This window comes from uncultured Tateyamaria sp. (genome assembly GCF_947504105.1).
GTDB lineage: Bacteria > Pseudomonadota > Alphaproteobacteria > Rhodobacterales > Rhodobacteraceae > Tateyamaria.
The window spans coordinates 30931-44345 of sequence record NZ_CANNGP010000015.1 but is presented as its reverse complement, the minus strand read 5'-3'; the positions used below and the strand labels follow the sequence as shown (position 1 = coordinate 44345).

Genomic DNA, 13415 nt, shown 5'->3' with positions numbered 1-13415 from the left:
GGACTGGCACTATTGCCGGTTCTCTTTCATCCACTCCTTGGAGAAAACGCTGTAAAAACCGCTCAAACTTATCTTGATGAAGCGAACGCCATTGTCCCAAAGCTGTCATCGGAAGAAGCCATTGAAATCCATGCCGCAGGCGGCGGTATTTTTGTCGATGTACGGGACAGTTCCGACATTCAAAAAACCGGAACAATTGAAGGAGCCCTGCGCATCCCACGCGGATTTATCGAGTTCGCTGCCGACCCTGGTATGGGATTCCACAACCATGCACTTCAAAAAAACGCAGACATCTACTTGGTCTGTGGCCTAGGTGGACAAGCCGCCTTGTCGGGCAAAACACTCATCGACATGGGTTACAAATCAGTCACGAATGTCGGCGGCATTGGGGCGTGGAAAGAAGCAGGCGGGCCCATGGAAGCTACATGAGCCAAATTGACGATGCAGGTTCAACTTAAAGAACTCAACTGGGGGCCACCGGCCCCCAGAACACTTTGTGCAGCGCCGGTGGCATCACATCCCGTTCCTCTTCGGGCTTTATCGACATGTACTTGGCTCCCGCAGACGGCACCGTTGGCACTCGCAGAGAAATCGCCAAATGCCCTAAATGAGAACATTGGATGATGCCGGCCAGTAGGAAACAGCTGGGGGATGAAACTCCCAGAGAGCCGTCATTGTGATGCGATCACCTCGTTGCAGGACGGGATACCACCGGTGAAGAACGTTTCGGGGACATGACGCGCCTCGGTCACGATGAGATTGCTTTCGGCGTCCCAAACCATATCGTGCGTCCACAAGACGTCACCCGCCGCTGACACTTCGAGCAGACGACCATGCTCCGCTTCGGTCAGGAGCAAGTTGCCATTCGGAAGTGTTTGATGCTTGCCGCGTCGCCAAGTATAGAATGGTTCGTCTTCCGTCCCTTCAAAATCCACAGATGTGCTGTTATCGCGCGGATCGATACGTAGAATTCGGGACTGCATCTTACCTGTGGCATTGTCAAAGACCGTGATCGTGCCATCGGGTTCGAAATCCGGATCATGCTGTTTGAACCACGGTCCATGCTGCCACCACTTCAGCTCACCTGTTTGCGGATCGACCACCGCAACGAGGTTCGGTTCGCGCAGGCTAAACATCAGATCACCCGCCTCGAACATCGGGAAGGCGTCGGCCATTTCAGGGCGCAGCATCTCAACATCATTGGGGTGAAACGGATCATCCAGATAGGTAACTTGCCCCGCAGCGTCACCTGGCATACGTACACGAATGTCGAAGATTCCGCGCTGATCACCGCCCTTGGCCGCGATGACGTCGTTCCGCAAGTTCAATGAAAAGGTCTTTTCGCCTGTCGCTGCATCAAGTCGCACCATATCTTCGCCGTACCAGGTCCAGATACCCCCGGCGCCGTCGCGCGTGATCGAGTGGTGAAAGCCGCCGCGCACGCTCCACATGGTTTGGCCGCATTGATCGACCCGTGCGATGGCATTGCCCACGTCAAACGTCACAACCAAGGAGCCGTCCTCGAATACCTCCATGCCATGCAGCATCACATTCTGGGGTGGGGTGTCGGGATCGAAGTTTTCGTAATGGATTGGCCAGCGGTGGACCTCGTTCCCCTCCGTGTCGATCAGGCGTACGGCAAAGACCGAGGTGTCCTGATCGTCGCTGAGCCCGGCGATCAGAATGTAACCCGGCGCGCGTTCGGTTCCCGGCCTACGGTTGTAACCGCGGTCGAGAGAGGCTGTGCCTCGATCATTCGGAGCAACAAGATGGCGTGTCGGTTCCAGCCCGATATCGTTTCGCCAATTACGCGAAACATCCAGATAGGTGCGATGCGCCTCGCCGATCTGGGGGGCGGGAAACCACCCCCACCACGAGGATACGATCCCATATATCATTGCGATCAAGGCGAGCGACAGGATGAAGAACCCGCGCGCGAGACGATCGGATGAGAGCAGTTTCATTTTATTACCTTTGCAATCGACGAGTGTGAGTGGCCAATCGCCTGCCTGCAAAGCTCCCCATGCAATATGTCCGCACGCTGCATCAGGTCCCGGGACGCGTGGTCCAAATCCGGGGCAGGGCGGGGTGCACGGAAGATCTCTGCCATGGCTGAGATGCTGTTTTGATCCTCAAGCTCAATGACGGTGGCGAGTTCGGGTAGCAGTAAGCCGGGTTCGGTACACAGCGCGTCGTGATCGACAAATACCGTGCGCGGCCCAGCGGTAGCGAGCACGTGCTGGTAAGCGGCAATCCAGTATCGCAGCCAGAAATCAGTGTGTTCTGCGGCAGTCATATCCGTTGGCGACGGGTTGAATGCAATTGGGCGCAGGGCCGCGCCGAACTCGAAGTGCCCAATCCCTTCCATGTACCTGCGCGCAAAAGGTTCGCGGGCGTGCAAGTCGGCAAAGCGAAGATGCTGCCCCAGAAGTGATCGCACCTGAGCGCGTGGGTTGCGAATGGGCACGACGATCACGGCATCAGGAAAGAGGCGTTCAAGAAGACCCAAGCGTGCAATATTGGCATTGTTTTTTGAGATGTAGCGGCTTGCACCGGGCTTTGTCGCAACAATCTTCGCCATGTGAGAGCGGAAGAATGACTCGAACGCCAGCTTCTGATCCTCAGGTGCCCAGGGCGTGATATGGTCGTTTGCATAGTGCTGAGGCCAAAATGCCATCCAAAGCATTTCTTCAAACGCCTCCGGACTTTCCATCCCGACTTCGATCCCGTCTCCGTGTGCCCGCTCGGCCTTGTCCCCTGACTTTCTAAAGGTGCGCGAAAACCCACCCCATAGAAGAGGCGACAGAGTAAATGGCATGTGCTGGTAGGTCGCCGAAGAGAAGTCTGGCAGATTGGCGAGGCCTTCGAGCATTATGGTTGTACCTGCACGTGGCAGAGACGTGATGAAAACGGGCCGCTCGGCGGTCTCTGATCGTATGCGTCGGCGGTAGAGCCTGGTTTCCAGTTCTCCAAGTCTGATCTGGCGCTCAGGCGATGCAAAAGCAAAATCGTGCAAGGCTTTGTCAAGCGGGCTGTAAGGTACCTCGATGTGCGCATCAACTTCGACCGAGGTCTTGCGCAGCTTGTCGAGCCCTAGCCATAGCAGGATTGCCGCCGCAGTGGAGCCGATGATGAAGGGCCAGCCAAGGGCGACAGCCATTGCGTGGTCAACGGAATAGAGCTCAAGAAGTGCGCCGCCCCAAACAATCAAGGCCGATGCGCAAAGCGCGGCAGTACCTATGGCAGCAATCCAGAAGAATCCGCCCAAAAGCTTGATAGATGCGCGCCGAACCTGCGCCTCCTTGTCCTCGTCAGCGATATCGCCATTCACAATAACCGACAGCGCCTGCTGCGTCGTATCGATGATACCGCCCGCAACTTTCTGTGCATCGAGAACGCGCAGGACAGCGACAAAAGCGAGGAGTCCCAGAAAAAGGGCTGCGACGCTCAACTTTGCTTCTCACCGGATGTCGGGGCATCTGTGTTGGCCTTGCGCGCACGCAGCACCCGCTTGATCGGGTACCAGACGAACCCGACAATCGCGAGAAGTAACGCTGCGATAAGCGCAATCATCGTCCCAATTGCGGTTAGGCCCGCCCCGGGGCCGACGTAAGCCTGTGCTGCTGCAGGTATCACAACCAGTGTGATGACCAGAAAAGTGGGCGCTTGCACAGCACCCGAAACCCATTTGTCGCGCTTCATGGCGAAATCCTCGCTTCAGACGAACGAAAGGAGCGGGAAAATCAGACAGGTCAACTGCCTCGCTACTCGCTCTTCTCGCAACAGAGTTGTAAGTTGCGGGTGCAGCGGCAAGGTATGGAGCGGAAAGCGGCGAAAGCCTGCCATATCGCCCCCTCGGGACGGAGCATTTTTGCCCGTTTGCCCAGTCTGAGGCTTCAAAAAGGCGGAAGCTTGCTTTGGTCAAGAAGTTTTGACCAGCTCCAGCTAAGAAAACAGGTATCACGTGCGAGAGAGTCGCACCCATTGACTCGCTACTTGTCGACCTGGTCCAATTCGATATCTGGCTTGGCGATCCCGGTTGTCTCAACTGCTGCCAAGTCTACTACCGGAGCTTCGAGTTTACCTTTCATCAGGAATACGTTGTAGACAGGCTTCCAACGCGACATCGTGAAATAGACAGCGTCGTCGATGTCCAGACCCGGCACGATGTAGGGCGCATAGAGGCCCGGATATTCATCGGCATGTGCGACGATCTGAGCGTCACTCCATGGACCGGTCATTGTTGGAGCACTTCGCAGAATGACTGCTCTTTCGACGGGTTCGAGGTACATCATCAGCCAAGATTGGTGTGCGTCACTCCACGCAACGGATAATTCACCTGCTGGTGCCGGCACAATTGCTTTTGCGGCGTGAACATTGCCCAACCACCCCTGACCATCCCAGTATGTGTATGCCGTAGGGTCAAACACATGCTGAGGTGTCACACGGCCAAGCCTTACACCACCGAAACGTCCCTGCGGAATACCAAATACATAGATCATCCCCTCGCTTTCAACGTAGGCCACCTGTTCAAAACCCGTCCCGGCAGGCCACATCGCCGTTTCGGATCTTGTCCAATTCTGGCCGTCATCATCCGAATAGGCGAGGCCGGAGCGCCGGACATACCACTTGTCGTCAGCACCCCACATGCGGACGGACATGTAATGAAGGACCATCCGTTCACCAAGAGAGATACCATTGGTCGGGATAACGGTCCATTCAAGGCCCGGCACCTTTGCCGAACGGATAATTTCCTTGGCGGCTCCAGTCGCGCTTTCGATCATCGCGGCGATGGAAAACCCGTTGGCCGGATCAGGATCGGCAATCCGCGCAATGGTGTTGCTGCGCCAATCCTCGCCATCTGGGCCATATGTGTCACCGAAGACCATGTACAGTTCGCCCTTGTGGGTGAACATATGGCCAAGGTCAGTGCCATGCACGTTCCACCGCGCGTCGGTGGCATTCGGGGATCCTGACCCGGTCAGTTGATTTACAATCTCGGTTTCCACGACCCGAAGTCCCAAAGGGCTAGACGGTTCCGGGAGCTCTTCTAGCTGTCGAACATCCGACAGCGCCATTGTATCGACCGGTTCCATACTCTCGACGTCAGCAATTGCCATGGGCAACTGACTGGAGCAGGAGAGGATAAAGGCCGAGAGGAAAATGCCAGACAGGGCAGAGGATACACGCAAGGTAAAACACCTTCACTAAACGGGACACTTCTGAGTTCGGGACTTCTCGGGCGCTTTCCCAATTGGGACGACACCCTTTGGACGTGTGTGATCCGAGCCCGCGCCCAAATCAAGCGGATTCTTGCTCATGTGACGTAATGTAAGAAATCTTGACAGCCCATTCGGCGCAGGACCGCGGCCCATGCCTCGCTTTTGAACATAAGATATTCAGTCGTTCGGGAGTTTGGCCGATGGACCTGCCGGGTCGCAGACAAAACCGTAGGCTGGCCAAGTCGCAGGCTCAGGCTGCTCGATCGGGAGTGTCCTGCAAGACAAGTGCGGATTGCGGTGTTCAATCCACCGCAGCATCTGCTCTCCATCTGTGGGAATGACAATGCCACCCACCTTGTTCACTGGCTCACCACTCGAAATTGCCTCTTCGGTGCGCCAGGTGACGCGATAGGTCGCAGGCTTGGGCACAGCGCCCAGCAATTCGTGATAGAGCGTGGCCATTCGAAGCTCATAGGACATGGAGACAACGGGATTGTCGACGGGTGACTGCGCCATCACCACGTCCAACGCCTCGACCAAATCGGCATAGTCGGGCTCACGTGCGCTCAGGTACCCTGCCATTTCACCCGCGCGCAGAACGCCAAAGGCCAAAAGAAGAACACCAAGCCAAAGACGCAGCCGTGGCCAGCCCGCAAGCCACCAGCCAATCGCTGCAATTGCACCAACGAGGAGTGGACCAAGAACCGGCAGATGGAAGGCCTGGATATCATAGGCCCCGTACCAGATCATGAAGGGCAGGAAGGCAAGTGCTGTACCCAGAACAAGCGCCAGACCCGACCAAGCGGCGTCACGACGACGCCAGCCGACGATGAAGGCCAAAAGGCCAAATCCGATGATAGGTAGTGAAATCATCGGGTGAGCTTGACTGAGTGTGCCAAGGAGAACCGATGCGGTCTGTAGCGATTGAAGCCCAGAGCCGTAAAGATCGCCGAAGTAGGTCCCCGCGATGTAGTCGATCAACTCTGACGTCGTCGGCGGGAGTGGCAGATATTCGGAATAGGCTGTTGATGGGGCATGTGTGACCCACGCGAGAAACAGATATTGGCTGGCACCGACAAGAAGCAGCGCCAGAACCGCAAGCAGGATACGCGGGCGCAGCAGAAGATGGTGATGCGTGGCTATCACCAGTAGGCCAATGGGTGCCAGCATGACCATCATGAGATGATTGCCGAAAGACAGCGCATAGATTGCACAGGCGGCGATAAAATAGGACGGCTGCTTCGTTTCGACGAAAAGGATCAGCGCAAATACGATGGACAGAATGAAGGCAAGTGCGAGGGGATAGACCTCTGCTTCGGTCGATTGCACGGCCATCAGGCCGGCACTGCCCAGAAGAAATGCGGCCGAAACACCAAATAACACGCTACGAGTCAGCCGTCCCGCGATGAGGAAAGCCATTGAATTTGCAAGCGCGCCGGGCACGGATGCCAGTGCGATGGTCATGACGCGCCACGGCTCGAACGGCAGATCGAGCGCGCGCACCACCGTTCCGATCATCAGGACAAACGGGTATCCAGGCCCGTGGACAAGAATGGAGGTATGGCCAAGGGTTTGGAACTTGGCAGAGTCGCCTGCGTTCAGCATCCCACCGAGGCCGGGAAAGAGAAGGCTCGCGTAGTATGTTAGCCAGACCAGGAAGATGGCGATGAACAGCCAAGGACTCTGGTACGCGGGTCGATGGGGTGTCAGGGCATTGGTGGACATCTTTTCTCGCTTCAAATGCCCTGGTCGGCAGTCATATCTGCGGGCAAAGACCATATCGCGTCAGAGCCTTCGACCTATTTCTGGATGGTGTTGCTGGGTTGGGCAGTACCTGTCGCTGCAACCTCGAATTGGGGCACACCCGCAGCGACCATGGGTGAAAAGAGTGTTCCCCCAATGCCGAAGGGCAGGTCTACGTTTCTTGCGATCTGTTCCGCTTCGGTTTCCTGTGCAGCAGATAGTTGGGCGTTGCCTGATACATACACTGCGCCGTCCTTCAGGCCAACTTCTCCAAGCATATCGATCTCAAGCCGCTCTCCGGCGATGCTCAACCGCGAAATCCGCGCGGTTCCGGCCTCGATGCCGACCTCGCCGTCGATCAAGTCGAAGCGGGTCCGGCCTGCGGCGGGAATGAGCGGGCCCTTTTCCTTGGTCATGAATTGACGACCATTTGCCAGCGTCTCAAGGGTTGCGGTCACATCGGCTCCGGTCAGGCTGCCGTCCTCCATCGAGGCCGTCAGCGAACCAGCGAAACTATCGAATACCTCACCAAATGTTTGCCCCCGCCCTGCAAGCTCAAGCTCAGCGTTGAGAGCGCCCTCGGGCAGCTGCGGAGTACCGATCAACCGAATCTGCATCTTGCGGGATATCGGCTGCATGATCTCGCGGAGCGACGCGTCGGATATTTTGGCAGACATCGCCACCTCGGTCGCTTGGTTGATTGCGGTGCTTGCCTCAAACCGACCAAGTGTTTCGCCTTGTGCGGCTACGTCGAAGGACAGGCCGTTTTTACGCGCCGCGAGCGCAATAGAAACTGTGTCAAATGCAGCACCACCAAACGCAATATCCTGTCCTTCCAGATCGAAATCGATCTCAAGACCGTTTAGCCAGTTTGTCGTGATCAACGCCGTCGGCCAGTCGCCAGAACCTATTTTATGCACCACGTCAGAAATGACTGCATCAACCGACGCTTGGAGTTCTTGCAGTTTTGGAAAGACAGAAGTGTCTTCCGTGGCTTGCAGCTCGAAGTTCCCCTGCAGCGCGATACCGCCTTTTGAAAAAGTTGCACTCGAAATCCTAATCGCATCAGGCGTTACGGTGAAATGCCCATCGATCACCAACGGACCCGATCCGAACACCGTCATGTAAGTTAGTGTGTGTCGCAGGTTAGTAAGAAAGCTGCTTTCGGTTGCGTCACCTGATTGATCGATGTCCTCCGGCAAGTCCACCGTTTCAAAGCGGATGGACACCGTCCCTTTGCTACCTCTTTCCGAAAACAGACTCTGCGGATCATCCGCCTGCAATTCCACATAGGTTCGACGCTGCCCGGAAATGAAATCGCCACTGGCCGAGATCCCCTGCGAAGCATTGCGCGGTACGATGGACAGATTTAGACCGGAGATACTGGATTCACCTGCGAAGTCGAGGATACCGTCCGTGATCACGATACTTGCTGGCCGTGTCGGGCCGCCCGTCTCGTTGCCAGCGTTCAGCCCTCCGGGGGATGAGAATACAGGCATGCTGTTGTGATCTAGCAAAATCCGGGGACGGTATAAGTGCAAGTTTGCAATTTCCCCCCGGCCCATGAATAGCGGCGCGATCCTAAGCGCTGCATCGATCCGCGAAGATGTCAGAAACCCTTCGGGCCCACTACCTTCAGCGCTTTCAAAGAGCGGGTCAGTGACCACGACGCGAAAATTCGGACGTACCGATACGGCGGCCTCCTGATGCAACTTTACATCCTCTCCCGCGATCCGCCCGATTTCTTGATTGATACCGTCACGCAAAACATCGTCCAGATCCAGCTTTGGACGCAGTAGGAATGCGCCGGCGCAGATCGACAAAAAGGCAAAGGCTGTCATGCCCCATTGCGCCAGGGAAACGGGCCTTTGCTTGTTTCGTATTCTCATCACACTCCTCCCAACCGTCAGCAGTGCCGCGGTGGCTCATGTCTCTGGATCACGTCGGCAATTGGCGCGCTGCATGCTGTGGAGCTGATCCTACCAAGCAGTCGGTTTGGTAACGCAGACCCATTCTCCACTTTGAGAAATGATTCCCAAGACACAGTGTTTTAGATACGGTTTGGGGTACCGCGAAGGCAATCTGTTCGGCCCAGATGGACGTTATTGCAGCCCATTTCCCGGCCTTCTACCGCCGATACCACTCGCAATTGGGCGCATCCCTGCCGATGTCAAACTTGCCTTTGGAACTGGTTTGCAACCTTTTTGCTTTTGCAGCCACGTTGCCGCGAATGGCCCATCAGCCGCCTTTTGCACCAAAGTTGCATCAGGTTGTTGAAGGGCTGGCGGTCAGGCTCACCGTACGATGCTGAACAGGAACCTGAGTGTGCCGTCAACAAATCGATCACTGATTAAATGCCCCCGAAATGGGAACAACCAGAGAGAGGTACACGCATGTCGGTCAAGCACCATGTCGATAGCATTTCCAACTCTGACTTACCGCAGCTTCAAGGCGGACACCGCGATATGGCGGTCCAGGATCGGGCTGCAACAGCCCGAGTTAGCTTGCCCGATCTTGAGACCGCCATCGACACGCCGTTGGTGGTCGACCTTGATGGGACCTTGTTGCGCTCTGATCTGCTGGTTGAAACCGCGTTTCGCCGGTTGGGACGCAACCCTGGCGCGATCATCGGCATGTTGCAGTCGCTTGTTGATGGCAAGGCTGCACTGAAACACTTTCTTTGCGCAAATACCGACTGCGCGCCTGAAACGCTGCCTTATGACAAAACCATCCTGTCCATGATCCGTCTTGCACACCTCGCAGGGCGATCCGTCTATCTGGCATCTGCTTCCCACCAGGATATGGTGAAAGCCGTTGCAGATCATCTGGGGATCTTCAAAGGATACTTCGCGACGACGGCTTCGGTAAATCTGTCTGGCGCAGCCAAGGCAGACCGGCTTGTAAAGGAGTTTGGCAGCGGAGGTTTTGACTACATAGGCAACGACGCCGCGGACCTGCCGGTCTGGGAACATGCAAGGCAGCCGATTGCCATTCGGACTACGCAGCGCGTTGCCACGCGGCTGCGCAAGCTCGCCCCGCATGCACAATTTATTGAGCATAATCGGGCGACTTTGAGCGATTGGATGCGTCAGTTTCGTGTCCATCAGTACGCCAAGAATGCCCTTGTTTTCGTGCCGATGATTGCAGCGCACGCGCTGAGCTTCGAAAACCTGTTCATAACCACCATCGCGGCCATTGCATTCTGCCTTGCTGCGTCAGCCTGTTACATTCTGAACGATCTGGTCGATCTTCAGGATGATCGTGCGCATAGGACCAAGAGGGATCGCCCGCTGGCGCAGGGTGACATTCCACCAATCCACGCCATGCTTGTCGTGCCCTTGCTGCTGGTGCTCGCGATGGCGATGGCTCTTTCGATATCGTCGGCTTTCGCAATGGTTCTGGCCATCTACTTCACCATGACGACGGCATATTCCTTTTTTCTCAAAAAGATTCTGCTGGTCGACGTGCTTACGCTGGCAGGTCTTTACACCATCCGCCTTCTGGGTGGTGGGGTCGCCGTCGGCGTGGCGCTATCATCCTGGCTGATCGTCTTTGCGCTCTCGATTTTTGTATCTCTGGCACTGATGAAGCGATTTGTGGAACTGACGGCATGTGAGGATGCAGACCGTGCATCGCCGGACAATCGAGACTACGAGCATGTGGACCGCGGCATGATTGCAGCACTGTCTGCAGCTGCCGGTTTCAATGCTGTAACCGTGCTCGCGCTTTATGTATCGGGCAGTTCGGTCACGATGCTTTACAGCAATCCCGAGTACCTTCTTCTGGCCTGTCCCATCCTGACCTATTGGATCGGTCGAGCCCTCATTCTGGCGCAGCGGCGTCAGATGCAGGACGACCCTGTGATCTTTGCGATCAAGGATCCGCTGAGCAGACTGAGCGGGCTGGCGATGCTCGCGGTGTTCGTGTCGGCGATCTGACGGATCCGGTGATGCTGAGAGTTCTGTCAGAAGGTCACCCGATTGCGCGGTACGCGGCAACCGCAGTTGTTTCTGTGCTGGCGAATCTGCTTGCCCAAGAGATGACGGTGCGCGGGGTGCCAGATGCGCACCTGATGGTTTCGATCGTGGTCGGAACACTCGTCGGCTTTTTCATAAAGTACGTCGTCGATAAAATGTGGACCTTTCGCGAACGCTACACCACGCCATTTGGCGAGGCGCAACGTATCACACTGTCGGGTCTGTTCAGTGTTTTGACGACGCTGATCTTCTGGACGTTCGAACTTGGTTTCCATGCCATTTGGCAGACTGACTTCGCAAAGTATCTTGGTGCGGTCGTGGGTCTGAGCATCGGATATGTTCTCAAGTTCTGGCTTGATCGACGTCACGTCTTCAGGGAGAGCACCGTTTGAAGGATTTGAGCGGTTGGGGCCGGTATCCCCGCCTGTCGGGGCCTCTTGATGTAGCGTTTGACATTGGTCCGGCCGCCGCGGCCACGGCGAACCTGCCCGGGGTGGTCGCGCGGGGCCTTGGACGGTCTTATGGTGACGCAGCCATCGGGCGCGACAATACAATCGACGCAACGGGATTAAACCGAATGCAGGCGTTCGATCCTGAAACCGGGATTCTTGCCACCGAAGCAGGGGTGTCGCTTGCAGAAATCATCGCGACCTTTCTGCCCCGCGGTTATTTTCCGTGTTCTGTCCCAGGCACGCGTTTTGTGACCGTTGGTGGGATGATTGCCTCGGATGTCCATGGAAAGAACCAGCACATCGACGGCACCTTCGGAGATCATGTCGAGTGGCTGATGTTGGCGCTGCCAGATCATCGCGTCATACGTTGCAGTCGGGATGAAAACGCCGAGCTTTTTGCCGCGACCATCGGCGGTATGGGCCTGACCGGAACGATCCTGTCGGCCGCGTTCCGGCTAAAGCAGATCGAGACGGGCTGGATCCGTCAAACCACTCACGTTGCGCGCAACCTGAGCGAGGCGGTTGCATTGCTGCGTCAGACCGGAACCGCAACTTACACAGTGGCCTGGATCGACGTTTTGGCCCGCGGGGATTCGCTAGGGCGGTCGCTGATCCTGGAAGGAGAGCATGCCACGACAGAACAACTGCCCTGGGGCGACGTTCGCTTCCCATCCTCTGCGAATGGTCGGGTCGGAGTTCCGATCGACATGCCGGGCTGGATGCTGAACGCAAGGACCGTCAGGGCATTTAACGAACTGTACTACAGGAATGGTGCGCGCAAGACTGGTCAGACGACGAATGTCCCTTGGGATAGCTATTTCTTCCCGCTCGACAGTATTGCGAACTGGAACCGTATCTACGGGCGCCGCGGCTTCGTGCAGCATCAATGTGTTATCCCCGTTGCCAAGGCCGAAAGCGCGGTGTCAGAGATCCTTGATCGTATCTCAAGCCATGGTGCGGGATCGTTTCTTGCCGTGCTCAAACGTCTTGCGCCCGGTTCTGGTCTGATGTCCTTCCCGATGGAGGGCCTGACTCTCGCTCTCGATATTCCGGTCAGTGAAAAACTGATGACGCTGTTGACCGAGATTGATGCGCTCGTCGTTGAAGCGGGAGGGCGGATGTACTTGGCAAAGGATGCCACTCAATCGCCTACGACTTTTGCTGCGGGCTATCCACAACTTGATCGCTTTCGACAACTCCGAAGCGAAATCGGGGCCAAGGACCGGATGGCTTCAAAACTGTCAGAAAGGCTTGGAATATGAGCGACATTGATCAGCAAGCGCCCCCTAAAAGCCTACTTGTCATTGGGGGCACCTCGGATATCGGCCGAGCGGTGGCATCTGCCTATGCCGCGATAGGATGGAAGATCACGCTGGCTGCGCGCAACATCGAAGCAGCGGACCGCAACGCAGCCGATATCCGGACCCGGTACGAAGCAGCGCACGTCACTGTGCGTCCGCTCGATATTCTGGAAACAGCGACATTTGCCGGCTTCTTGGACCAGCTTGATGAATTGCCGGACACGGTCGTTTGCGTCGTCGGCATGCTGGGCGATCAAACCCGTGCGCAGAACGATCCAAAACACGCCGCCCAGGTGATCCGCACGAATTTCGAGGGTCCGGCCCTGCTTCTTGAAATGCTGGCGTCGCGCTTTGTCGAGCGCGGCCATGGGCTGATCGTCGGAGTAAGCTCTGTCGCTGGCGACAGGGGGCGGGCTTCGAACTATGTCTATGGGGCGGGGAAGGCCGGGTTTACCGCTTATCTTTCGGGATTACGCAACCGTTTGGCAGGGACGGACGTACAGGTTGTCACCGTTAAACCAGGTTTTGTTCGGACCAGTATGACTGCGGACATGGACCTGATCGGCCCCCTGACCGCTGCACCAGAGACCGTGGCCGCACGTATTGCCGCGCTTCAGATGCGCCCCGCAAACGTTATCTATGTGCTGCGCGCCTGGCGCTTGGTCATGTTTATCATCCGGGCCATCCCGGAAGCAGTTTTCAAGAAACTGAAGCTTTGAG

The 13415-nt window shown here is 56.5% G+C and carries 11 protein-coding genes; 5 read left to right on the top strand and 6 right to left on the bottom strand.

Going from position 1 to position 13415, the window contains the following annotated elements; translation table 11 throughout:
* The first annotated feature begins 12 nt into the window (after nucleotides 1-12).
* A complete protein-coding gene (locus tag Q1A75_RS11210; protein WP_299546332.1) occupies nucleotides 13-429 on the top strand; it encodes a rhodanese-like domain-containing protein in 417 nt (138 codons plus the stop codon).
* Nucleotides 430-671: 242 nt separating this feature from the next.
* On the opposite strand, the gene Q1A75_RS11205 is transcribed toward Q1A75_RS11210, so the two are convergent.
* The 6 genes from Q1A75_RS11205 to Q1A75_RS11180 form a co-directional block, all read right to left on the bottom strand.
* Nucleotides 672-1964, bottom strand: a complete 1293-nt coding sequence (locus Q1A75_RS11205) for an arylsulfotransferase family protein (protein ID WP_299546330.1) — start codon at nucleotides 1962-1964, stop codon at nucleotides 672-674.
* Nucleotides 1961-3451: a sulfotransferase gene (locus Q1A75_RS11200; protein ID WP_299546328.1), complete on the bottom strand. Its 1491-nt coding sequence runs from the start codon at nucleotides 3449-3451 to the stop codon at nucleotides 1961-1963. Before Q1A75_RS11200 ends, Q1A75_RS11205 begins: the two co-directional genes overlap by 4 nt.
* Nucleotides 3448-3702 (bottom strand): hypothetical protein, encoded by a 255-nt coding sequence (locus Q1A75_RS11195; RefSeq protein ID WP_299546326.1) that lies wholly within the window; start codon nucleotides 3700-3702, stop codon nucleotides 3448-3450. The genes Q1A75_RS11200 and Q1A75_RS11195 overlap by 4 nt, the downstream gene beginning before the upstream one ends.
* A 290-nt stretch (nucleotides 3703-3992) precedes the next feature.
* Nucleotides 3993-5192, bottom strand: a complete 1200-nt coding sequence (locus tag Q1A75_RS11190; RefSeq protein ID WP_299592458.1) for a DUF4185 domain-containing protein — start codon at nucleotides 5190-5192, stop codon at nucleotides 3993-3995.
* A gap of 207 nt (nucleotides 5193-5399) precedes the next feature.
* Nucleotides 5400-6947, bottom strand: coding sequence for a DUF2723 domain-containing protein (locus Q1A75_RS11185; protein WP_299546322.1), 1548 nt, complete (start codon nucleotides 6945-6947; stop codon nucleotides 5400-5402).
* A 74-nt stretch (nucleotides 6948-7021) separates the two neighbouring features.
* The gene (locus tag Q1A75_RS11180; protein WP_299546320.1) at nucleotides 7022-8806 is read right to left on the bottom strand and encodes an AsmA-like C-terminal region-containing protein; all 1785 of its coding nucleotides are present in this window, start codon (nucleotides 8804-8806) and stop codon (nucleotides 7022-7024) included.
* A gap of 552 nt (nucleotides 8807-9358) precedes the next feature.
* On the opposite strand from Q1A75_RS11180, the gene Q1A75_RS11175 reads away from it, so the two are divergent.
* From Q1A75_RS11175 to Q1A75_RS11160, 4 genes are read left to right on the top strand one after another with little or no spacing between them, the layout of a single operon-like run.
* Nucleotides 9359-10903, top strand: coding sequence for a UbiA family prenyltransferase (locus Q1A75_RS11175; RefSeq protein WP_299546318.1), 1545 nt, complete (start codon nucleotides 9359-9361; stop codon nucleotides 10901-10903).
* A gap of 11 nt (nucleotides 10904-10914) precedes the next feature.
* Nucleotides 10915-11334 carry a GtrA family protein gene (locus tag Q1A75_RS11170; RefSeq protein WP_299546316.1) on the top strand — a complete coding sequence of 140 codons (420 nt, stop codon included), beginning with the start codon at nucleotides 10915-10917 and terminating at the stop codon, nucleotides 11332-11334.
* Entirely contained in the window at nucleotides 11331-12656 is a 1326-nt protein-coding gene (locus tag Q1A75_RS11165) for an FAD-binding oxidoreductase (protein ID WP_299546314.1), read from the top strand. The genes Q1A75_RS11170 and Q1A75_RS11165 overlap by 4 nt, the downstream gene beginning before the upstream one ends.
* A complete protein-coding gene (locus tag Q1A75_RS11160; RefSeq protein WP_299546313.1) occupies nucleotides 12653-13414 on the top strand; it encodes an SDR family oxidoreductase in 762 nt (253 codons plus the stop codon). The genes Q1A75_RS11165 and Q1A75_RS11160 overlap by 4 nt, the downstream gene beginning before the upstream one ends.
* Nucleotide 13415 lies beyond the last annotated feature (1 nt).